The organism is Gilvimarinus sp. F26214L (assembly GCF_054401055.1).
Window position 1 is genome coordinate 291,847 of sequence record NZ_JBTIYG010000004.1, and the last position, 22,533, is coordinate 314,379.

Genomic DNA, 22,533 nt, shown 5'->3' on the forward strand with positions numbered 1-22,533 from the left:
CTGCACTGTTACGCAAATTTGGTGAGCGCCAGGGGCGCCGATAGAGTGCAAAATAATCAACAGAGACAACGAGAGTCATTGATGAATTTGTCCGCATCGAAGCTCGCCCACCTGCGTGAAATCACTGAAGAGATTGTCGAGAAAGAGATCGCGCCACTGGCTGAACGGGTAGACCGGGATTGCCTGTGGCCCTCCCATTCCATGCGGGCGCTCGCCCGGGCCGGGCTCACGGGCCTGCATGTACCGGAGGGGGCGGGCGGTCAGGGCCAGGGCCTTCTGGCGCTGAGCATGCTGACTGAAACCATCGGCAGGGTGTGCCCCTCCTCCGCCCTCTGCTTCGGGATGCACTGTGTAGGAACAGCCGTGATTGCGGCCAAGGCCACGCCGGCTCAGCAGAAGAAATATCTGGAGCCTATCGCCGCCGGAGAACACATTACCACCCTGGCTCTGTCGGAAAAGGGAAGTGGCGCCTATTTGTACCTGCCGGCCACGGAAATGCAGGTGGATGGAGAGCGCCTGATAGTTCGCGGGAACAAACAGTTTGTTACCAACGGCGGCCACGCGGACTCCTATGTGGTGTCGGCCGTTGCCGTAGAGGAAGCGCATGGGCCGGGGGATTTCAGCTGCCTGGTGGTGGACGGCGACACACCGGGTCTGGAGTGGCAGGACAGTTGGCGCGGCTTCGGCATGCGCGGTAACTCATCGAGGGGCGTCAACTTCCTGGACGCAACGGTTCCGCTGGAGAACTTTCTCGGCGAGGTGGGCGACCAGGTGTGGTACGTTTTTGAAGTCATCGCGCCCTACTTTCTGATGGCCATGGCCGGTACCTACCTGGGCATTGCCGATGCCGCTTACACCGCCACCCGCGACCACCTGCGCTCCCGTCACCACAGCCATTCGGGCGTCGCGCTCGCAGAGCATGAAGTGCTGCAGCACCGACTCGCGGAAATGTGGACCGAGGTGGAAAAGACCCGCAGTTTCCTGCGCAGTGCAGCGCAACGGGGTGACCTTGGAGAGGCGGACGCCCTGCCCTTTATTCTGGGCTCCAAGGCAGAGGCCGGGAAAGTCGCCGTCAATACCGCCAACGAAGCCATGACTCTTTGCGGCGGCATGGCCTACGGGGACAATAGCCGCATCGCACAAATGTTGCGCGACGCACGGGCCAGCCATGTCATGTCGCCCACGACGGATCTGCTCAGACTCTGGACCGGACGCGCGCTCCTCGACCTGCCCCTGCTATGAACCGCCACTCCAACCAGTACCGCGCCCTCCTCATTGCCCCAACGCGGGACGCACTCGCCTGCGGTCGCAAGCGGATCGAGGCCCACCGGCAGTTGGGCGAGTTCACACTCGAGGGGATTCTGGAAACGGAAGCGCCTCGGTTCCTCGCCGAAGCGGTCGAGGTTTCCAAGACCCCGGCGGTTATCTTTGTGGATCCCGGTGTCCGGCACCTGGCTCCTGTCACCCAGATGGTTCAGCGCCTGGAGCTTCCAAGCCACATTATGTTCATCGACGGGAACGAGAATGAAGAGTTGCGCAGTCGGCTCAACCATACGCCCATGGCCCGTTTGCACTGGAGCTTTGCAGAGGTCAGTGATCCGGACTTCGGGCGCAGGGTGAAGGAAGCAGTCGAGGGCGCCGACCGCCGCGATCAACTGCGCGCCGTGCTGGACAGGGCCAACCGCCAGCTGCGCGGTTACCGAACGGAAGACGTTCGGGTGCAGTCCCGCGCACTGTCGGATTACTACCTCGCGAATTTCCTCGCCCACGCCCAGGACGCGGTCCTCGCCACTGACGCGGAGCTGCGGGTACGTTACTGGAGCGCCGGTGCCGAGCGCCTTTTCGGCCTGCAGGAATCGGAAACCATCGGCCACCCCGCCCGCTCCCTGCCGCTGTGGTCCGGGGAACTGGCCCAAACTCTGCGCAAAATACCCGAGGAGGCGGATACGCTCACGGTGGAGACCCAATGCAGCGGTTCCAGCGGCCCGATGGTGGTCGAGAGTGTCTGCTCGGCGGTAAGGGACGACGGCGGCCGGTTTATCGGCGTTGCGTTGATCATACGCGACGTATCGGAACGGCACCGTCGCCTGGAAGCCGAACGGGCCGAACAGAAGCGCTTGACGCGTATCATCGATCGGGAACGGCGCCATTTGCGCGAGCTGTTCAAACAGGCGCCCGGCTTTATTGCCATTACCGCGGGCCCCGAACACGTGTTTGAAGTGGTTAACGACGCCTATCTGGAGGTGGTTGGCCGTCACGCCATTCTCAACAAGCCGGCGGCTCAGGCACTTCCCGACCTGCGGGATCAGGAGTTTCTCGCCCTGCTCGACAGCGTATTCCAGAGCGGCGAAGCACATGTGGGCCACGCCATTCCCCTCACCCGCAGCCTCGAGGGCGGCAAGCGCGAGACCCGGATCGTAGATTTTGTGTTCCAACCCATCATTGAGGAGGACGGAAGCGTCAGTGGCATTTTCTGCCAGGGTAACGACGTAACCGAACAGAAGGTTGCCGAACAAAAGCTCGCGGACAACCAGGAGCATCTGGAAGAGTTGGTGGAACAGCGCACCCGGGAATTGCAGCTCAGCCAGGAAGCTCTGCACCGCAGCCAGAAGCTCGAAGCGGTTGGTCAGCTCACCGGTGGCGTGGCTCACGACTTCAACAACGTCCTGCAGATCATCTCCGGTAACCTGCAACTCATCGAGCTGCAACAGCAGCAGGGCGAACTGGACGAGCACAGCGTCAAGCACTACCTGGAAGCGGCGGTGGAAGCAGTGGAACGCGGCAGCAAGCTGTCCTCCCAACTGCTGGCCTTCGCGCGTCGCCAACCACTGCGCCCGATTCCCGTGAACCTCGGACGGGTACTCCGTGATATGGACTCGTTGCTGCGCCGCGCTCTGGGCGAAACCATCGAGATCGAGACCGTTGTTGCCGGCGGCCTGTGGCCGACACTGGTGGACCCGAACCAGTTGGAGAACGTGGTTTTGAACCTTGCCATCAACGCGCGCGATGCAATGCCCGGCGGCGGCAAACTCACTCTGGAGTTGGGCAATGCAGTGCTGGACGAAGACTATGTGCTGCTGGAGCCGGGTGTGCCCGCTGGCCAGTACGTGATGCTCGCCATCTCTGACACCGGTCACGGCATGTCAGCGGACGTGCTGGAGCGGGCGTTTGATCCCTTCTTCACCACGAAAAAGGAAGGAAAAGGCACCGGTCTGGGTTTGAGCATGGCCTACGGCTTTACCAGGCAGAGCGGCGGGCATATTCGCATTTACAGCGAGCCGGACCATGGAACCACCTTCCGCATCTACCTGCCCCGCTCCGCGGAGAAAGAGGTCCGGCCGCCACCGCGTCCCACAGGGCCGACTCGGGGCGGGTCGGAAACTGTGCTGGTGGTGGAGGACGACGCGGCCGTTCGCCAGACCGTGGTGGCCATGCTGGAGGATCTGGGCTATCGCGTGCGGGAAGCGGACAGTGGTGAAGCGGCCCTCGAGGTGATCCAGAGCGGAGAGTGCATCGACCTGCTGTTTACCGATGTGGTCATGCCGGGGGCCGTTCCAAGCACGGAGCTGGTCAAGCGGGCCAAGGTACTGTGTCCCAGCCTGGCGGTGGTATTCACTTCAGGTTACGCCCAGAACGCCATCGTGCATGGCGGCCGCCTGGACCCGGGCGTGAAACTGCTGAGCAAACCCTATCGACAGGAAGACCTTGCGCGCAAACTGCGTAATGTCCTGGATGCCCGCGAGAGCCCACCTCAGCCCGCTCGGTCGAACCACCCGGCCTCCGCGGGAGCCCTGCGAATTTTGTTGGTGGAAGACGACGAGGACGCCCGGGAAGCCCTGGCCCATCTACTCACCGCCCTGGGCCACCAGCCCCTGGACGCTGCCAGCGCAGAGGCTGCCATTCAGCGGTTCCCGGACGGGGATTTCGATCTGCTGCTCAGCGATCTCAACCTGACCGGCCGCTCCGGACTGGAACTGGCTGAGCATTTTCGCCGACACAAGCCGAACCTGCCGGTAATCATCGCCTCGGGCGAAAGCAGAGTCGTACACACCCTGGATCCGCCCGTTATCGAGCTTTCCAAACCCTTCTCCCTGGACGGGCTGCGGGACGCGCTGAAAGAGGCCCGCGCCGGTTACTCCCAACCCGGTTAGTCGTTCACCGACCCCATGTCCGCCACGGTGCGCTGCCGGTGACGCAGGAAGTGCCAACTCGCACCGGCAACGTGCAGCAACAGCACGATGGGCAGCAGATACAGCCCCTGGACCACGTGAATCACTTCCATGGCCTCATGGATGGCCGCGAGGCTTTCCAAAGGGATAGCGATGCTGAACCAGCCGAAGACGTTCCAGTCGTGACCTTCGGTGAACAGGTACAGCGGCCCCGTAAAGACCTGGATCACAAGCATCAGCAGAATCAGCCGGTGCACCCAGTAAGCCAGCCAGTACTGCCAGCCCGCTTCGGCGCTGTTAACCAGAAAACCCTCGTACAGGCGGTAGGCCGTGCGCCAGAGGACAAAGAGAAACACGAAAAACCCAAGCCCCACATGGATGCCCATGATGTAGCCCTCGGTTTCCTCGCTGGGGGCCCCCGCCGCCATGAAGCCGAGCACCAGCATGATGATGACGAGAATTGCAGTGATCCAATGGTTGAGGGTGGATATTCCGGAATAGGTATTTCTGGACATCTGAGTTCCCCTTGCTTGTTGGTGTTCTTCTGGAGATCGGAGCCAAATATCACTGTGAGCTCTTGCCTGGACCAGTATGGAATGAACATGTCCTTTTTTCACGTTCTTTCTCAGTGACCACTCAGCAACCCGTCCCATGCGGCCATGGCACAGGCAGCCACCTTCGACAGCTCCTCACTCGATACGCCGTCCCGCGCCTGTATGGACATGCCGTGCTGAACCGTAACGAAGTAGCGGGCCAGCGCTCGGCAATCAAGGCTGGAGGGCAGCTCGCCCTCATCCACCGCCCGCTTAAGGCGCTGCTCCGCGGGTCAGAGCTTCGGCCGAGCTCTCCAAGACCCCCTTTACCTGTCAGGTACGCGTGATGGTTGCCGCTCCGGATGCGCAGTCCTTCGCACTTGCCATGAACATCGCGGCCTGCTACCTGGGCATTACTGCCGGCGCCGCCCTCGGTGGTGGGATTGTTGCGACCTATGGTGTCCGCATGATCGGGCTGGGTACGGCGTCTGTTTGTTCGGTGGTTCTGCTTCTTGCGTTTTTTTCCACGGGCTCTGCACACAATCGAGTCAGCGCGGCTCCAAGGTGCTGAGACCGTCCAGGGGTTCTCGGAGCGACTCGTCTCGCTCCCGTTGAAGCGCCAGAACTTCACTCCGCGCATCGACCAGGCGTTGGTACATCGGGGTGAAGTCATCGTCGTGGGGCGATAACGGAGTCCGCTCGAACGGATCAGCGAAGACGTCATAGAGCTCACACCGGCCGGGCTCCAGCGGCAGTTCGTTGCAGATCATCTTCCGGGTGCCGCGGAGCAAGCCGAATGCGGGCCACTGGGTAAAGTTGGCGAAAAACAACTCTTCCCTCGGCGCAGCGAAGACATTCCGACCCACGAACTCAACATCTGTTTCAATGCCCAGCATCGCCAACCAGGTAGGCGCCAGATCCAGCAACTGCACGGGGCTGTCCATGCGAATGCCTGTCATTCGAGGGTGATGCATCCACACCGGCACGCGAACGCTCTCTTCATACAGAGACTGACCGTGGATACGCAAGCCATTGCGGTCCAGATGTTCCCCAAAGGTTTGCCCGTGGTCGGACATCACGACAAATATTGTGTTTTCGAGTAGGCCTTCCGCTTCCAAGCGCTCGTAGAGCTGCCTCGCAATATCGTCCTGGTGGCGGACAGACCGCAGGTACCTCAGGTAATCCTCGGCGGCGCCGCTTCCGCTCATTCCCAGGCGCTCCGCTTCTAACGCCGCAATCCCCAGATCAACCTCCATTGCGTGAGCGTCGTCCGGCGGATGCTTGTACGGTACGTGAGCCGTGGCGCTCAGCAGCATTGTGAAAAGCGGCCGGTCGACGGATTGCGCGTGGCCAAGATAGTCTATCATCCGGTCGACCACAGGCCCGTCGTCGTCGGGAACGAACTCATCAGTGCCCTCGATGACTTCGAACCCTGTCTTCGGAAGAAACTCGTGTCGATTGTCGAAATCAACCGTGGAGTTTACATAGAACGCCGTCAGATAGCCCTCCTCCTTGAGGATGCCGGGCAAGCTCTGGCTTTCACGAACCAACCCGACGTTCTCTGGCCAGGACCAGGCCCCAATCGACATCCGGGGATAGGTGTTAAGAACGGTCGCGGTCAGACCTTTGATACTGCGCGCAGCGACGGTATAGGCTCTGTCAAAGAACACCCCCTGGCCCCTACGCACCATTGTATCCAGGAACGGCGTCGCCTCGGCCAGACTTCCATTGACCTGCATAACGCTCGCGCGTGTGCTCTCCATTACATACACGACCAGGTTGTAGGGCTCCGCCCGGTAGGGGGGCGGCATCGGTGCGGGTACCGAGGTTTCGATGGGAACGACTGTGGACCAATCGAGCGGTGGCGATGGCGCCTTTCGATCAAGGATGGAGCTGGCCGTAACGGCAAGTGAAAGGCGCAACGCTTCGACTCTGGGCGGTGCGAGCAGAACAACGGCGGTCCCGTAAAGAACCACCAAGCCTGCCGATGCGTGGAGTAAACGAGCGGTCCCGCGAGGCGAATGAAGCCTGGCAAGAACCCATGTGCCCGACAACGCCAGGAGCACAGCTCCCGCAAAGATGGGAACCAGAGATACGGTCACCTGGCTGGTGATGAAAGTCCAGGCATTTCCCAGCGTTCGCCCGAAGGATTGGCTGGCAAAAAGCTCGGGGCGATAATAACCGCCGAAATGATTGTAGCCAATCAAGCCTACCAACAGAAGCAAATCCACCAGGACCAGCACCACCAGCCAGAGCGCTCTCGCTCCGCCGCGCAACACAGAAAGTCCGTACATCCAGCCGAGCACCACCACAGCAGGATCGAGCAGCCCGGGCCATACTTGCGCAATCCCGAGGCCGGAGAGCCGCAGTTCCTCAAGTTTGATAACGAAGGGAAGCATCAGTAGAAAAGCGACTGCAACCTGCGATCCTGAGGTTTTCATATCGAATCGATTTTCGGACTTTGCATCGACCTTTGTGTTCTTCATGGAAACAACCGAACTTTTATCATTATCTGTCCATGCCGTAGCCCACTCACCGGCCCGGACCTTAGTCTTGCGCGGAAAGGTCCAGGTACAATCTGAGCATATCCTTTTATAACCTCCCAGGTAATCGCCAAGCCACGATTCTTCCGCGAGAATCTGTGCCCATAGGGCTGCATCCCGCTCGGCCCATCAACTCAAGGAGATTCACATGTATACAACGCCCGAATCACAGGCCCTGGGGAGGCTGCTCTTCATTGACGCTGGCACCTGCGCAGCCATGGGCGGTTTGCTGATCGTCGCCGGTACGTTCATTACTACCCTTACGGCCATCCCTGCGACCTTGTTATTCTACGCCGGAATTGTTCTGCTGCCCGTGGCAGCCCTCATGGCATTCACGGCAATTCGGCCGGAGAGTACAGCCTTGGTCCGTTTAGTCGTGATCGGTAACGCCTTATGGGTCGCGGCCAGTCTGTTGCTGGTAATCGGCCCCTGGATTCAACCCAACGCTTTTGGATATGCCTTTATTATCGTCCAGGCCTTGGTCGTTACCGGGTTAGCAGCGCTGGAATTCGCCGGGATGGGCCGAATGCTTGCATCCCGTGGATCCTCAGCAGTTTATTCGCGCCCCTCTTCCCGTTGACCTGTGGATTAACTCATCCGGTTCCTCAGTTTCATGGGCATTGTAGTTCAGTCCGCAGCCGCGAAATGTGCGAGTTGATCTGCGTGGGCTTTTACAAACGACGGGCGCGCAGTCGCGTGTGCAACATAGGCCCGGCAGGCCGGATAATCGGTCAGCCCGTCGAATCGGTCCACCAGGCGCAGCACGTCGGCCATCAAAATGTCGGCCACCGAGAAAGTGCCCGCCAGCCAATCTCGCTTCGCCAGGACTGCGTCCAGATGCTGAAGCCGGGCTTCGAGGAACTGGTCCAGGATCTGCCGCCCGGGCGTATTCTCGGTATCACCGGAGAATTTGAAAAGCGTCCAGGGCAGACTCGCCATCTCAACGGAATTGAGCGCTGCGAAGAGCCACTCCATGGCCTCCTCTCGGCGACGCGGGTCGGACGGCAGCAGCGAATCACTGCGCTCACCCAGATACAGCAAGATGGCCCCGCTCTCAAAGATCGAGGCCTCTCCATCGGTCAGCCACGGCACCTGCCCGAAGGGCTGGTGGGAAAAATGCTCCGCGCCACGATCGTTAAACGGTACGCTCTCGACCCGATAAGAGAACCCCGCCTCCTCCAGCGCCCAACGCACGCGCAGATCCCGCACGTACCCCCGCGGCGCGTCGGGAACCCAGTCGAATGTCGTGAGAATCAGGTCGGTCATTTCGCAAACTCCGGTTTCAGGGATGACGAATGGGGCTGCAGATCCACCGCAGCCCGATAACTGCCATCCATGTAAAAAGGCACGGACGAATGGTCGTGGGCTATTCGCCACCCATCGCCTGTTTTTCGAAGGGTCAGCGTATTGCGATACCACAGGTCCTGTTCGATACCGTTCTGACGCCCCTCTATTCGATTGAACGCTGACACAACCGCCAGATCTCGGTGGGCAGTAATCTCCATGCAGCTTACGGTCAGCCCGATCGGCCCGTCCCAACTCGCGAGCCACTCCTCGACCCCATCACGGTGGATTCCACGGTGCCCTAACGGCGGAGCAAGGTCAAAAATTACTGCGTCGGGCTGATAAAGCTCCGTTATGGCGGCTGCGCTCCGTCCAGCATGTGCCTTCTCCAGCTTCCGAAGGAGCACTTCAATTTCAGTATGTTCGCTCAGTGAACTCATCCAGCACCTCCAGGTTCTTACGGATGTGGTATCCGATAGTCGAATCGATAGACGGGGAATCGACGGGATGCGAAGACCAATTATGATGTTATGGCGAACATTGTACAGCCCGACGGCTGACCGCCTCGAGCACGTGAAAGGAATCCGGGTTGGGCTGTCAGGAAAGGGGGGCTTCCATCCTGCCAAGCAGGTGTCTGATGAAGTGCAACTACGCTAGCCACTCGGACTAGCAGCGTCATCGCAGCTGGCTGTCTTTGCTACCTCTTCGATTTATCCCGCCGCTGGCCTTCCCCTGCGCTTCGTCTCGCTCTGACTGACACGTCACACACAAACGCACCCCTGGCACCGCCTTCTGCCGTGCGTCGGGTATGGCTGCTCCGCATTCTTCGCAATGCGTGAGGCTGTTACCACGGGGCAGGCGACTGCGAGCTTCCTGTACTGCGTCATCAATGCTCGCGTCGATCTGATCTTGAACGGCGCCATCGCGGGTCCAGCCACCGGCCATTTTGTACTCCTGAGCTTCGAACGAATAAACCCATTAGAGGTTCAAAAGAGCACGAAGTTTCGCCAATGCTCTGGCAGTGCCGAACCGGCGTGAACCCCCTTACCCGGTGTATCACCGTCGGACCCCATCGAAATTCCATGAACCTGCCTGTCCCTGAGACGCTGCAGGAGGGATTCCCCGCAACCGTAAAACAATCGTGACTGGGTTATAGCAATATTCGGCAGTTTGCCCTTTCGCCATCTGACCAGATCAGTCGTCAATCAAATCCGCTCCGCCCACGTGCGACATCTCCTCAAGAGCTTCTCGCATGGCTTCGATTGCTTCCGGGGAGTGGCCACGCCAACGTTTGATCTCACCCGTAACTCGCAGAGGAGCACGAGATCGGAACGACTTTGTCGGATTACCCCGGAATCTCATGTTTGTCAGATTCGGATCGTCTTCAAACGGGCCAATCGGTTCCACAATATAGATCCTTCCGGGACCTTCGCCGAGGGCCAGCTCTGCTCCCCAGGCGGCGGCATCCAGAGTACGGGTAAAGTAGACATGATTCGATAGCCTGGACGTCGTACCAAAGTTTGCAGGGAAGCCCGGAGAAATCAGATCGCCACAATCGAGATCTGCTCGTGTCCCGTGATACAGGGGCCATTTTGTGATCTCGGCTACAACCCGCAATGGGTCTCGCGAACAAAGTGACATAAATGGATGTTGCGGCACCCTGCGACCGGTGGCAGTGGAGACGACTTCTACCGGACCCGTCGGCTCCACCACATAGACTTTACCCGAACCGGTGCCAGGCCCAATTTCCGCCTCCCACACCGCCCCGTCAATTGCGTCCGCAAAGTAGACAAAAGCGGAATCAGCCGCTTGGATAAAATCGCCTGCCATCAGAGTCGCCTTCGTGCCGTGATAGTAGTTTTCCGCGTTATTCATCGCTTCCCCCTGCTTGGTCAGAAAAGTTCGGCGATGCTACCCGAGGCGCAGGGGCTTGCCGCAAGCCCTCCCCTGTTGTATAAAGTTGAAGTGGGAGGAGTCAGCGCTTCGAACTGAGTGCCTGTACTACCTCTTCGATTTAGCCGGCCGCTGGCCTTCCCCTGTTCCTCATCTCATCTCATCTGACTGACAGATCACACCGCCTTCTGCCCTCGGGTATGGCTGCGCCGCATTCCTCGCAATGCGTAAGGGCATTACCAGGGGTCGCTTAGAGCACTTGACGAAGGAAACTCCGAAAGCGCTCGCGATAGTCATAGGCAGCCATTGCTTTGCCAATGGCCTGGGCGCGGCTCTCAAAGCCGCGATCGTAGGCCATCATTGACGTGGTCTTGGCGACCTCATCGCTAGTGAATGAAGCGCCCCGAAGGTGGCGCGCCACGCCCAGCTTTTCAAGGCTCTGCATGCACAGATACTGGTCGAGATTGCTGGCAATGCCGAGGACAGGCGTGCCTTGGGCGAGGGCTTGGTAACTGGTGGTGCTTCCGCCGTTGCTGACAACCAGTCGGGCGTGTTTGGCCAGCGTTTCCCCCGGAAGCCATTGTTCCAGGTAGACATTGTCCGGCACCTTACGTTGGAAACGTCCGGCACTGGAGAGGATGACGGGTAGTGGTAACTGCGCCAACCCCTCTAACAAAGTGTCTATTTTATTGGCACTGCCGGACGACCCCAACGTGGCATAGATATAATCGCCGGCCAGAACCGGCTCCAGGGATGCCGGAACATCGATTGCCGGAGACCACTGGATGGCTCCTAAATAGAACTGGTTGGGAGCCTGGCGCCGAAGCGGGACCAGCTGCGGTGTGTCCGGAAAAAAAACGTAGTCCCCATAGGTGAGGAGTGCTTGCAGCGAGCCGACTGGTTTCAGTCCGTAACGTCGTCGGAGCCGGTTTACCGGCTGCGCGAACTGACGAAACATCCAGGGGCGTATCCAACGGAAAACCGTGCGCATGGCGTCGTGGCCGACGCGGGGTTCCAGTGGATGATCCGGCACCGGGAATTCGTCGCGGTCTACCTCGGTGCTCCAGTAGGCGTTGATGAGTGCGGCGAAGGGCATGCCTGCAACCTTGGCGCTGATGGGTAGGGAGAGGCGAAAGTCGCCGATAATCAGATCCGGTTGAACCTCCCGTATCACTCTCAGGTCATCTTCTACATAAGCTTTCAGGGTGGCGGACTCATAAATTCGCCGGCACTCGGCTACCGCCGAATCGGCCGATGTTTTATCAATGACCTTGATCGGCCAGTGGCGATAAGCGGCGCGACCCAACAGCTTTCCGTCAAAATTGCCACTGGCAAAATGCACCTCGTAGGGTTCACCTTCGAGAGAATCGGCTAACGCCTTCAACCGCACGATCTGGGCGAGCGTAATGTCTTCGGAAACGAACAGAATTCTTTTCGTCATGGTCCATCCATGGGAATAATGCGTTAGCGGTGGCACTCAACCTGAGTCTTTGCCATTTGATCGGCTGTAGCCACAGGGTTCCCGCGGCACATAGGGATTTGCGTGCAACACACAACCGAGCAGACAGAATTGATCATCGTCGGGGCGGGTCTATCGGGCCTGCTAACCGCCTGGTTTCGCCTGATCGAGCACCCCGGCGAGCGAATTCTGGTACTGGAAGCTGCGCCGCAAGCGGCGGGTAGCCATACCTGGTCCTTCAACTTGTCGGATATTGATGCGCCCTGGCTACACCGGCTGGAGCCTTTCATTGTTCATCGTTGGCCGGGATACAGCGTGCGCTTTCCCCGTTACAGTCGCCACTTGCCGATCCCTTACGCGACGGGAAACTCCGCAAGCTTGCTGGTCGCCCTACGGCCATTCGTAGAGGCAGGGAGTTTATCCCTGCGCACGGAATCCCCGGCAGTGCTCGTGGAGCCCACAGCGGTACAATTGGCTGACGGCACGCGCCTTACCGCTAATGCCGTGCTGGATGCGCGAGGTGGGCTGCCGCAATCTTCCATGCTAAAGGGTTATCAAAAGTTCGTCGGGCACCGGGTTCGCACACGCCGGCCCCACGGCCTGGCCGAGCCCTTACTGATGGATGCCACCGTCGAACAGCGGGACGGCTTCCGGTTCATCTACTGTCTGCCCTACACAACCACAGAGCTGCTCATCGAGGATACCTGTTACAGCGACAGCCCAGCCCTGGACGAAGAGAAATTTGCGGAGCGCATCGCGGAGTACGCCCACCACAAGGCCTGGGAGATTCAGGCGATTCTCCACCGAGAGAAGGGTGTTCTACCGATCAACCTGGCGCAACCACGTCCGGGTTCAGATACACATCCGGCAGCAGCGCCCCGCATTGGGCTTGGGGCAGGCTTTTTCCAACCAACCACTGGTTACAGCCTGCCCGATGCGGTGCGACTGGCTGCTCGCATAGCCAAGCTTCCCCACCTGACGAGCGACGCTCTTTCCCGAAGCGTGTCGGCGTACGCCCGGGATAAATGGCAGCGCGAACGCTTTTACCGGCGCCTGAACCGCATGCTCTTCTCTGCCGCTGAACCCGCGCTCAGGTACCGGGTGCTAGAACATTTTTATGCTTTGAACAGCGGATCTATCCAGCGCTTCTATGCCGGCGATCTGACCACCGTTGATAAGATCAGATTGCTGTCCGGTCGTCCTCCCGTGCCCGTATGGCGTGCACTGCAAGTGATTAATGAACGGCGGTTTTTGCAACGCCACAAAGTGGACAGACCGACGCCTGTTGGTGTTGCAGAAAACCGTATCCCCGGACCGTTCGGAAAGGAACCGGATTAAATATGGTGGAACCCATCGCGCCGATTCAGGAACCTATCCCTCAGGCCCCAGCCGGCAAGCGGGCTATAGTCATCGGCGCCGGGTTCGGCGGTTTGGCGGCCGCTATCCGTCTGCAAGCCCAGGGCATCCAGACCACTCTCATTGATAATCGGGATAAAGCCGGCGGCCGCGCCTACGTCTACCGCGAAAAAGGTTATGTGTTTGATGGCGGCCCGACGGTGATCACCGATCCGACGGCTCTCGAGGCATTGTTCGCCTGTTGTGGCCGCCGGCCATCGGATTACGTGACCCTGTTACCTGTGGACCCCTTCTACCGATTGTGTTGGGAGGACGGCTACAGCTTCGATTACGTCAACGATACAGCGCAACTCGAAGCCCAAATCGCGCTGAAAAGCCCCGGGGATGTCGAAGGCTACCGAAACTTGTACCGCTACACCCAGGACGTGTTTCGGGAGGGCTACCTCAAGTTGGGTGCCGTGCCTTTCCTAAGCTTCCGCACCATGGTGGGCGTCTCGCCACAGTTGCTTCGCCTGCAGGCCTATCGCAGCGTTTACGCCAAGGTCAGCAGTTTTATTCAGGACGAACAACTGCGCCAGGCGTTTTCCTTTCATTCCTTGCTGGTGGGCGGTAACCCTTTCACCGCGTCGTCCATTTATACGCTGATACACGCCCTGGAACGCCAGTGGGGCGTCTGGTTTGCCAAGGGCGGCACGGGGGCGCTAATCCAGGGCTTGGTGCAACTATTCGAGGACATGGGCGGTGAACTGCGGCTGTCCTCACCCGTCAGCGAAATCCTCACCCAACACAATCAGGTGACCGGAGTACGCTGTGAAAATGGCTGGCGGGCACAATGCGATCTGCTGGTGAGTAACGCGGATGTGGTACACACCTACGGCTCGTTGTTGCGCCACCACCAGCGAGGTCGCCGTTACAGCGAACGCCTGAAGCGGAAGCGTTTTTCGATGTCTCTGTTTGTCATCTACTTTGGCTTGCGGGGGCAACATCCGCAGCTGCAGCATCACACAGTGCTGTTTGGTCGGCGCTATCGGGAGCTGCTTTCCGAAATCTTTGATGGCCCGGAGTTGCCGGAGGATTTCTCCCTCTACCTGCACGCACCCTCGGTAACTGATGACAGTCTGGCGCCGCCCGGTTGCAGCTCCTATTATGTGCTGGCGCCGGTGCCCCATTTGGGGGCTGCAGCTGTGGACTGGGCATCGGAAGCGCCCAAGTACCGGGATCGCATTCTCCTGTACCTCGAGGAGCACTACATCCCCAACTTGCGCCGGGACCTGGACTGTGTGCGCGTTCTGACGCCGCTGGATTTCAAGGAACAGATGAACGCTCATCTCGGTTCCGCGTTCTCCATTGAGCCGCGCCTTACTCAGAGCGCCTGGTTTCGGCCTCATAACCGCGATGCCGTGATCTCCAACCTGTACCTTGTGGGAGCCGGTACTCATCCCGGCGCAGGCATACCCGGTGTTGTTGGGTCGGCCAAGGCGACATGCGAACTGATCGCGCAGGATCTGCAAGCAGCGGAGGCTGGCCCGTGATACAGACCACTGACGCTGTCATCCAGCACGGGCGCGAGTCCATAAAAGCGGGTTCAAAAAGCCTTGCCCTGGCTTCCAGGCTATTCCCGGAGGACCTGCGCAATGACGTGGCACAGCTATACGCCTGGTGCCGCTATAGCGACGATGTTATCGACGGACAGCACCTGGGTTACACCGCGGAACAAGCAGAGCCCGCGCACCATCCGTTGCAGCGTCTGCAGCTATTGGAGCGCCGCACAGCCGCCGCTTTGCGCGGCAATCCAGATGATGACCCGGTGTTCCTGGGCTTGGCTCGTGTAACGCATAAGTACGACATCGCTCCCCAGCAGCCTCTTGAACTTCTAAGGGGTTTGGCTATGGACGTACAACGACGGCGCTATCAAACCCTCACCGACCTGATGCAGTATTGCTACTGCGTGGCGGGCGCTGTAGGGGTGATGATGGCGCGGGTTATGGGAGTAAAGGACGAGGCGATTTTGGATCGTGCCTGTGATCTGGGCCTGGCTTTTCAGCTAACCAACATTGCCCGAGATGTGATGGATGATGCTCGCATAGGCCGGGTTTACCTGCCTACCGACCTGCTGGAGGACCATGGGGCGCCCACGGAAGCACACCTATTGTTGGAGCAGGATAACTGGCCGCAGGCTTATCAAGCCACGTGCGAACTACTGGACACGGCGGATGTGTATTATCGTTCAGCAGCGGTAGGTTTAAGGGCATTACCCTTTCGCTGCGCGTGGGCCGTGAAAGCGGCTTCGAACGTCTATCAAGCTATCGGTACTGAGTTGCGACGGCGCGGCCCTCGGGCCTGGGAGGAGCGTGTCAGCACAAGCCAATGGCGAAAGATGTGGCTCGGCGCCACCGCGCTGCCGATTGTGCCTGTCCGGCCTGCACAGCGGCCCGTAAACTTATACCGGAGGCCACGCCCGGGCGAGGCACTGACGCTAAACCGCTGAGCAAGGCTTTAATGACTTGTCCTCTGCCTATACCTGGTATGGTTTTCCAGTAACCGCATCTTCAGCTTTTCCGGGTTGTCCGCCCATAGAAAACCGAAGGATACCGCGCCCTCCCGGGTATGCACCGCGTGGTGAATGCGATGCGCCAGAATCAAGCGCCGGAGATAGCCGCTTTTGGGTTGCCAACGTAGAGGCCAGCGCCGGTGAACCAGGCCGTCGTGGAACAGGGAGTAGAGGACGCCGTAGAGAGTAATACCTGTGGCAATAGGCATTAAAACTGGCCACCGAGCAGCGCTCAACGAGAAAAGGCCAATCACGACCAGGGAAAACACCACCACATAGAGGTCGTTCTTTTCCAGTGGTTTGTTGTGACGCTGGTGATGTGATTGATGCCAACCCCAACCCCAGCCATGCATGATGTACTTATGGGCGAACCAGGCGAACCCCTCCATGCAAATCAGGGCAGCCAATGCTATCAGTACGGTGTGAAAGCTAACGCCCAACACGCTCTCCTCATAAGGTGTTTTCTTTCGCGTCTAACTTCTCGCCTCACATCGGGCGGCCCCGGGGAACAGCTGCCAATAGCAAGCATCCCAGCCCCAGGGCAGCAAGCAGAGCACAGGGAACTAGAATCTGCGACCAGGAGCCGCCTCGGACCAACGCACTGTAGAAGCCTTCGATGGCCCAGGCGTTGGGCGTGAACAGGCTAACGGCCTGAAGCCACTCAGGCATCATAAAACGTGGAACCATAGACCCGCCAACGGCGGAAACGATCAACACAAAAAACGATGTAAAGTTGTTTGCCTGCTGCACCGTGCGGCACAACGACAGAATGAACAGCGCAAGACCGCTGCTGGCGGCAGCGGCGGCCAGCGCGACGGCCAGCACCTGCGGTAAGGCTTGCTCCACGGGAAGCTGGAAGCCGACGCGGGCGACGGTAAAGATAATGACTACCTGTAAAAAGCCAAGGACAAGTAAAAACAACCATCGCCCGAACATTAACTGCAACTTCGCGGCCGGGCTCAACAACAGCCGGTCGCTGATGCCGTTGCGGTTTTCCTCAAGGCTCACCATCCCCACGTTTACGGCCGACAGTAACAGAAACAGAATCGATATCGCGCCGGCGTAGTAAGCCACGCCACTGTAATCCGGTACCGCCTTGCGCTGACGGTATGCAGACTCGGTTTGGATAAGAGCAAGTTCCGCTCGCTCTGCAGGGAGCGCCTCTGCACCGGGTTCTGTGCTCATGGCCTGCAAGCGTCTCTCCAGTCGTGCTGTTTGTCTCGTGCTGAAGCCACCGATAAGCGGTTCTACCGCCTGCGTTTGGCGCCTGGCGAGCAGGCCCGGCAAATGCTCTACCAGACGCTGGTTGATAATGCCCTCCAGAACCAGAGCGGCGATGCGGCGGGATGGCTCACTGATAATGATGAACAGCGGCTCTGCCTCAACCTCGACGCTTCCGCGAACAATCAACCCAGCATCAAAGGCGCCATCACGAACGTAGCGCCGGAGCTGATCACTCGAGCCGGCGACCAGCGTTACCTGAAGGTCGTCATCCGCGGTTAGAATCTCAGCAAACTCAACCAGGGACGGGTCTTCTGTATCCAGGGCTAAGCCAATGTGCGCGTGTAAGTTGCCCTCTGCGGCATCGGCAAAAATGGTGGCGAAGATTGCAAACACCAGACTGGGTAGCAGGAAGGCGAGCAGCATTGCGCCGCGGTCCCGCAAAAGGCCGAGGCCCATTACCCGGAACATGGTGATCATGATGCCGATTCCCGAGCTAAGAGTTCACGCATCACGTCTGCCAGCCCAGGGCGTGCGATATTCACTTCTTGTACGTGCTTCCCTGCACAGTGGTCTAGCTGCTTGATAAAATCAGCCGGATTTTCATCCGTATACGCGGTCCAGCGCCCGCTGTGCCCCATCGGTCTCCACCCCAGCACTTGCAGCTGTTCGGTAACATCTACGGGAACAGAGGGAGATACCTGCACCGTAAACATTTTGCTGCCACCAAACTGTTTCCGTATCAAGGTGTCCGGCGAATCCAACGCAACGAGCCGACCCTCAGCGAAGATGGCCACACGGTCGCACAAGGATGCCACTTCGGATAGGTCGTGGGAAACCATTATAACCGCAGACCCTTGCCGCGCTCGGCTGCGGACCACTTCGTGTATTTTCGCTCGTGCCGCGAGGTCCACACCCGACATGGGCTCGTCGAGAACAATGAGTTTCGGCTGACCTAACAGTGCCACGGCCACGTGCAGGCGCTGACGCATGCCCGCTGAGAGGTGAGATACCAGCGTGTTACGGCGTTCACTGAGGTCTATCTCGTCCAGACCGGTGGCCACTGCTGCAGGCACCTGCGCTTTGGGTATTCCTGCCCACCGAGCAAACACCGCGAGGTTTTCTGCACAGGTTAAATGGCTGTAGAGGCCGGGCACTTGAGGCGCATAACCAATGGAATGACGGTAAGCCTGCCCCGGCCTCACCCTCTCGCCCAGAATGATAATAGCTCCTTTCGCTGGAGAGAGCTTGCCAGTCACTGCCTTTACCAGGCTGGACTTGCCGGCGCCGTTCGGCCCCACAATCCCGATTATACTGCCACTTTCCACGCTGAACCCCGCGTCCGCCAGCGCGGGTCGGCCACCGTAGGTCACCGTCAGGTTTTCAATAGTGAGCGCCGGTTTGGTCATAGGATTCGGCAGCGGCTATTCGAGGCAGCAGATCAGGAGGTAGTGGCGAACACACCGGGGCGCTCGAGCCCAAAGGCAAAACTCTGCTCAACAAGGGTTTTCAGTTCGGAAGATTCCAGGCCTGCATCTGCCAGCTGCTGCCGAGCCATGGTGAGCGTTGTGCTGATTGTGGACTCGAGACGTTGTGGGGACTCCAGTGACAGCAGTGTCGCTTTGTCAGCATCTTTCCCAACATCCTTGCCGGCCTTTTCGGCTGAGCTATCCTGATCCAGAAGGTCGTCTCGAATCTGGAACAGAAAACCAAAAGCGCGCGCGAATCGGCCGAGGGCAGTGAGCTTCCTGCCACTCAACCCGCGCATCCGCCCCCCAGTCACCGTGGCAAACTCGAACAACACCCCGGTCTTGTGGTAGTAGAGCTGCTCGACACTCCTGGCCGACGTCGCGCTGTTATTGCCGCAGCTGTTCTGCAGGTCCGCTATCTGCCCGCCCACCAGGCCCATTGAACCAACAGTCTTCGTCAGGTGGGTCACAATGTCTGTTCTGGTTCCAGGCGCAAGCGTGCGGCAGCCGGCGATCACTCCATACGACATGTTGAGGAGTGCCATGGCGGTCAGTATCGCGGTGCTTTCTGAAAAGGCTAAATGCGTGCAGGGGCGGTTTCGACGCAACTTCGCATCATCCATACAGGGCAGATCGTCGAGTATCAGTGACGCGGTATGCACCAATTCAGAGACGCAAGCAATGCGTAGCAGATCCGGGGAGGGATTTTCATCCCCCGCAGCAAACAGCGTCAAAAGAGGACGCAACCTCTTGCCCGGCGCCAGGAGGGCATAGTGCATGGCCCGGTGTAGGTCGAATGGTGGCGCGGTTGTCTTTGGCAGGAGTCGCTCCAGCTCCAGTTCAATGGCGGCCTTGAGGGACTGATGCTGGTCCTGCTGTTGGTTCTGCCGATGAGTGATGCCCGAATTCACTTCCCTTCCCTCGCGCAAAAATCGTTGGTGCTGTCACTGCCCTCCAGACTGACAAGAAAACAGCAGGCACTTCTACGAGGGTTGGAAAGTCAAGAAAGTTCGGTTTCAGCTCGCGGAATCACCATGGTGACCAGCACTTGTTGAGGATTCCGCCATCTCGGGTTAATTGCCGAACTAATTGGGCAGAGAATGGACTCTAGTAAAAGTGATCCCGCCGCGTGTACCAAGCAGAGTCTAACCAGCCATGGAAATGGGTTCAGTGCAGAATGCGTCGCAGCGCTACTCTTCGGCGCTATCCCCGTTGACCGTCGTACTGGCCAACCCGCGGGGCTTTTGTGCTGGCGTCGAGCGAGCGATCGAAACTGTCGAGCGCGCACTGAAGCAGATCGGCGCGCCGGTGTACGTCCGGCATGAAATTGTTCACAATCAGCGAGTAGTCACTGAACTGGAACGCAAAGGAGCGGTATTCGTCGATGAGGTCGACGAAATTCCTCCGGGTTCAGTAGTCATCTTTTCCGCCCACGGCGTGTCCCACGCGGTGGTAGCCCAGGCACGAAAACGAGCCTTGCAAGTCATTGATGCCACCTGCCCCTTGGTCAGTAAAGTCCACAAGTCGGCTACGCGGTTCGCGGAAAAAGGGTATGAAGTTGTCGTGATCGGTCATGCCGGTCACGCGGAGGTAGAGGGCACCCTGGGGCGAGTGCCGGGCCCGGTACACTTGGTTGAACGCGAAGAGGATGTCCTGCAGCTGAATGTGGCGGACCCACAAAGGGTCGCCTATGTCACCCAAACCACGCTGTCGATATCCGATACCGGGGCCATTGTCGAAGCCTTGCGGCGCCGGTTCCCCCGTATTACAGGGCCGGATACCGACAACATCTGCTATGCCACCCAGAACCGCCAGAACGCCATACAGACATTGGCTGACGACGTGGATCTCATTCTGGTGGTCGGGGCGAACAATAGCTCCAACTCCAACCGGCTTCGGGAGCTGGGCGAAAGGAGCGGTATACCCACCTACCTCATTGCCGAGGCCGATCAACTTCGACGCCAATGGTTAAACGGTGTCAAGCGCCTGGGCATCACAGCCGGCGCCAGTGCACCAGAGGTTTTGGTTAAGGAAGTGCTGACGGAGCTTGCCCGCCACAGGCGCGTAAGTGTCACGGATTTGCCAGGGCCCGTGGAAACTGTGAAGTTTGCCATGCCTCAAGGCGTGATACCGAATAACTAAAGACGCATCCATACCCTCTGTTGTGTTAGCTTCGAAGGTTTGGCGCTCCCGCCCGTGGCGAATCCGCCCGGCATGGACACATCGTGCAACGTGGTCAGCAACATCTACTACTGATTGAACATCACACCATACTCAGGCGGAATAACGACCTCGTAGAACAGCCCGCCGAGGGTTGCGACGATAGTGATCGCAACAACCGCGCCCATACCCATAATCACGTACCCGGTGCGGTTCGCTGCTACGGAATCAGATTCTCTCGTTAACGCCCAATGAACCGCTGCTGCCACATGAACAAATATGGATACAACCAAGAAATAATAGGGCACAAAGAAGTAGGCCCAGGCTCCGGTGTGCATGCCGGCGGCTGCGAAAAAGAAATTAGTATCCAGATCAAAAACATTCCTGGCACTCAAGGTCGCCCCGACACGTGCGAGCAGAAACAGGGCCAAGTAACATCCAGATGCGACCTGGGCCTTTTGGAAAAAACCTGCTCTGTCGCCCCACGAGCGGTAGACAAAGTAAAGACCTAACAGCACCTGGCAAAAAACCGCGATGAGAAGAACGGGTTCAACGACTGGATTTCGGTAAACTGCCCTCGCCGAATCCATAAACTCAGAATGCGCCTCAACTCCAGCAAGCCCCACCAGATGATTGAAGATATGAGCGACCACAAATAGTAGAATTGCTACCGCCAGTCCCCGATGAATAAGATTTGCCATTTCTGCTCCTTACAGTTTGGGCGCGGCATGAGGCGCGTTATGAAAGTCCAAACCCACATATTTCCATGCAGCCTTTATGTAACGTGGCAGCTCCATTGATCCCCTCAGCACCGACATTCGTAGCTCAGCCGAAAACTTGTCCTGTGCCCGGTGAGTGTTAAGGCTTATCATGGCGACCGGTATCACCATTAGCTCCAGTGGCTTGATGGCTTGTTGTGTCCAGGCATTTTCCACCCTCTGATGTTATAAGAAGGTGTCCATCAAACCGGGGGAACTACTGCAGCTTTATACTTTTGTTAACATTATTGCTAAGGTTGTTTTTCATACACGTCTACCCCCTCTGGCAGCTTGTACCAACTCAGTTTCTCAGACACCCATAGATGTACAGTAGGCTTAAAAAGACTATCGTTTTCTATTTCGGTCGGCTTGAGCTTTAACTTGATTGTCGAAGAGTCGTCAGGATTGAAATGATAAACACGATTTCCGCAACCCGGACAGAACTTAGCCGTGTTTGTGTTGCCACTCTCTGCTGACCTACTCCACTCTTTGAGCTCCCCGTAGAACTCGATAGCGCTAGAGTCAATTGTTGCGGTTACACTAAAAGGGCTTGTAGAAAGCTTCTGGCACTGTTTGCAATGGCAAGCTACCACTATCCTTGGGGCTTCCTTCAATTTAAATGTGACTTGCCCGCATTGGCAAGAACCTTCTATCGGATATTCCATTTTTCATTTCCTGTTAAATCAATAGTCTTTTTTGTGCGTCGTGGTAGAACGCCCGGTTAACCGAACGCCCCCACCCAGACCCCGGCGTGCGGAACTACCGCACCGGCCACCTCAGTAATAACATCGTTACCGTGCACGGTCAGCTCCCGTTTCGATGCTCCGCACGACGCGCGTCATTCGCTAAGGGTGGCCACCTTCCCCTAGAGGGACTTAGACCCTGCAAGGTGCATCAAGCTTCTTGACGCACCGCTGCTTGCGTCTGTTGAACGAAGCGCTCCGCGGCAAAGCAAAATACTGTTCAAAAGATAATGCCCCTACGTGCTCAAGCCCGAGCACGACTACTAGGGGAACTTCTTCATGCACAAAGCACAGCAAAAACGATTCGATTCACTGTACCCCCTGTGTCAGGATAGTTGTCGCCTTCTTTGAACCAGGAAACATCAACAGGGGGCGGTAAGAATGAGTCAATGCC

21 protein-coding genes and 1 pseudogene are annotated in these 22,533 nt (G+C 58.4%); 7 read left to right on the top strand and 15 right to left on the bottom strand.

Translation table 11 applies throughout. The annotated features are described in order from the left end of the window. Positions 1–81: 81 nt before the first annotated feature. Both ACURWW_RS06765 and ACURWW_RS06770 read left to right on the top strand, forming a co-directional pair. On the top strand, positions 82–1,242 hold the full coding sequence (locus ACURWW_RS06765) for an acyl-CoA dehydrogenase family protein (RefSeq protein ID WP_445615758.1): 1,161 nt from the start codon (positions 82–84) through the stop codon (positions 1,240–1,242). After that, positions 1,239–4,151, top strand: coding sequence for a response regulator (locus tag ACURWW_RS06770; protein WP_445615757.1), 2,913 nt, complete (start codon positions 1,239–1,241; stop codon positions 4,149–4,151). Before ACURWW_RS06765 ends, ACURWW_RS06770 begins: the two co-directional genes overlap by 4 nt. On the opposite strand, the gene ACURWW_RS06775 is transcribed toward ACURWW_RS06770, so the two are convergent. The 3 genes from ACURWW_RS06775 to ACURWW_RS06785 form a co-directional block, all read right to left on the bottom strand. Beyond that, positions 4,148–4,684 carry a cytochrome b gene (locus tag ACURWW_RS06775; protein ID WP_445615756.1) on the bottom strand — a complete coding sequence of 179 codons (537 nt, stop codon included), beginning with the start codon at positions 4,682–4,684 and terminating at the stop codon, positions 4,148–4,150. The genes ACURWW_RS06770 and ACURWW_RS06775 overlap by 4 nt on opposite strands. A gap of 110 nt (positions 4,685–4,794) precedes the next feature. Next, the gene (locus ACURWW_RS06780; protein WP_445615755.1) at positions 4,795–4,968 is read right to left on the bottom strand and encodes a hypothetical protein; all 174 of its coding nucleotides are present in this window, start codon (positions 4,966–4,968) and stop codon (positions 4,795–4,797) included. Between the two features lie 282 nt (positions 4,969–5,250). Then, positions 5,251–7,188 carry an LTA synthase family protein gene (locus tag ACURWW_RS06785; protein WP_458618451.1) on the bottom strand — a complete coding sequence of 646 codons (1,938 nt, stop codon included), beginning with the start codon at positions 7,186–7,188 and terminating at the stop codon, positions 5,251–5,253. Positions 7,189–7,393: 205 nt separating this feature from the next. On the opposite strand from ACURWW_RS06785, the gene ACURWW_RS06790 reads away from it, so the two are divergent. Continuing rightward, positions 7,394–7,825: a hypothetical protein gene (locus ACURWW_RS06790; RefSeq protein ID WP_445615753.1), complete on the top strand. Its 432-nt coding sequence runs from the start codon at positions 7,394–7,396 to the stop codon at positions 7,823–7,825. 47 nt (positions 7,826–7,872) lie between these two features. On the opposite strand, the gene ACURWW_RS06795 is transcribed toward ACURWW_RS06790, so the two are convergent. From ACURWW_RS06795 to ACURWW_RS06820, 6 genes and pseudogenes are all read right to left on the bottom strand, one after another. After that, positions 7,873–8,511 (bottom strand): glutathione S-transferase family protein, encoded by a 639-nt coding sequence (locus ACURWW_RS06795; RefSeq protein ID WP_445615752.1) that lies wholly within the window; start codon positions 8,509–8,511, stop codon positions 7,873–7,875. Then, entirely contained in the window at positions 8,508–8,969 is a 462-nt protein-coding gene (locus ACURWW_RS06800; RefSeq protein ID WP_445615751.1) for a YybH family protein, read from the bottom strand. The genes ACURWW_RS06795 and ACURWW_RS06800 overlap by 4 nt, the downstream gene beginning before the upstream one ends. Before the next feature lie 235 nt (positions 8,970–9,204). Then, complete coding sequence (locus ACURWW_RS06805; protein ID WP_445615750.1) at positions 9,205–9,474, bottom strand: DksA/TraR family C4-type zinc finger protein; 270 nt, start codon at positions 9,472–9,474, stop codon at positions 9,205–9,207. Positions 9,475–9,723: 249 nt separating this feature from the next. Continuing rightward, on the bottom strand, positions 9,724–10,146 hold the full coding sequence (gene arr, locus ACURWW_RS06810; protein WP_445616053.1) for an NAD(+)--rifampin ADP-ribosyltransferase: 423 nt from the start codon (positions 10,144–10,146) through the stop codon (positions 9,724–9,726). Next, positions 10,129–10,404: pseudogene (locus ACURWW_RS06815) on the bottom strand (NAD(+)--rifampin ADP-ribosyltransferase); the annotation flags it as partial. The gene arr and the pseudogene ACURWW_RS06815, both read right to left, overlap by 18 nt. 268 nt (positions 10,405–10,672) lie before the next feature. Continuing rightward, positions 10,673–11,863: a glycosyltransferase gene (locus ACURWW_RS06820; RefSeq protein WP_445615749.1), complete on the bottom strand. Its 1,191-nt coding sequence runs from the start codon at positions 11,861–11,863 to the stop codon at positions 10,673–10,675. Positions 11,864–11,965: 102 nt separating this feature from the next. Between ACURWW_RS06820 and crtY the strand changes: the two genes are divergently transcribed. Genes crtY through ACURWW_RS06835 form a run of 3 tightly spaced genes read left to right on the top strand, consistent with a single transcriptional unit; the run spans position 11,966 to position 15,725 of the window. Further along, positions 11,966–13,219, top strand: coding sequence for a lycopene beta-cyclase CrtY (gene crtY / locus ACURWW_RS06825; protein ID WP_445615748.1), 1,254 nt, complete (start codon positions 11,966–11,968; stop codon positions 13,217–13,219). 2 nt (positions 13,220–13,221) lie between these two features. Further along, positions 13,222–14,769 (top strand): phytoene desaturase, encoded by a 1,548-nt coding sequence (locus ACURWW_RS06830; protein ID WP_445615747.1) that lies wholly within the window; start codon positions 13,222–13,224, stop codon positions 14,767–14,769. Next, the gene (locus tag ACURWW_RS06835) at positions 14,766–15,725 is read left to right on the top strand and encodes a phytoene/squalene synthase family protein (protein WP_445615746.1); all 960 of its coding nucleotides are present in this window, start codon (positions 14,766–14,768) and stop codon (positions 15,723–15,725) included. Before ACURWW_RS06830 ends, ACURWW_RS06835 begins: the two co-directional genes overlap by 4 nt. Positions 15,726–15,733: 8 nt before the next feature. Here the strand turns inward: ACURWW_RS06835 and ACURWW_RS06840 are convergent, their stop codons facing one another. Genes ACURWW_RS06840 through ACURWW_RS06855 form a run of 4 tightly spaced genes read right to left on the bottom strand, consistent with a single transcriptional unit; the run spans position 15,734 to position 19,389 of the window. After that, positions 15,734–16,228, bottom strand: coding sequence for a sterol desaturase family protein (locus ACURWW_RS06840; protein ID WP_445615745.1), 495 nt, complete (start codon positions 16,226–16,228; stop codon positions 15,734–15,736). Positions 16,229–16,274: 46 nt separating this feature from the next. Continuing rightward, positions 16,275–17,435, bottom strand: a complete 1,161-nt coding sequence (locus ACURWW_RS06845; RefSeq protein WP_445615744.1) for an ABC transporter permease — start codon at positions 17,433–17,435, stop codon at positions 16,275–16,277. A gap of 50 nt (positions 17,436–17,485) precedes the next feature. Beyond that, the gene (locus ACURWW_RS06850; protein ID WP_445615743.1) at positions 17,486–18,418 is read right to left on the bottom strand and encodes an ABC transporter ATP-binding protein; all 933 of its coding nucleotides are present in this window, start codon (positions 18,416–18,418) and stop codon (positions 17,486–17,488) included. 32 nt (positions 18,419–18,450) lie between these two features. Then, a complete protein-coding gene (locus ACURWW_RS06855; RefSeq protein ID WP_445615742.1) occupies positions 18,451–19,389 on the bottom strand; it encodes a polyprenyl synthetase family protein in 939 nt (312 codons plus the stop codon). Positions 19,390–19,633: 244 nt separating this feature from the next. On the opposite strand from ACURWW_RS06855, the gene ispH reads away from it, so the two are divergent. Beyond that, complete coding sequence (gene ispH, locus ACURWW_RS06860) at positions 19,634–20,620, top strand: 4-hydroxy-3-methylbut-2-enyl diphosphate reductase (RefSeq protein WP_445615741.1); 987 nt, start codon at positions 19,634–19,636, stop codon at positions 20,618–20,620. 107 nt (positions 20,621–20,727) lie between these two features. Here ispH and ACURWW_RS06865 read toward each other — a convergent pair whose 3' ends face one another. Beyond that, positions 20,728–21,339 (bottom strand): hypothetical protein, encoded by a 612-nt coding sequence (locus tag ACURWW_RS06865; RefSeq protein WP_445615740.1) that lies wholly within the window; start codon positions 21,337–21,339, stop codon positions 20,728–20,730. A 308-nt stretch (positions 21,340–21,647) separates the two neighbouring features. After that, entirely contained in the window at positions 21,648–22,061 is a 414-nt protein-coding gene (locus tag ACURWW_RS06870) for a GFA family protein (protein WP_445615739.1), read from the bottom strand. Positions 22,062–22,533 lie beyond the last annotated feature (472 nt).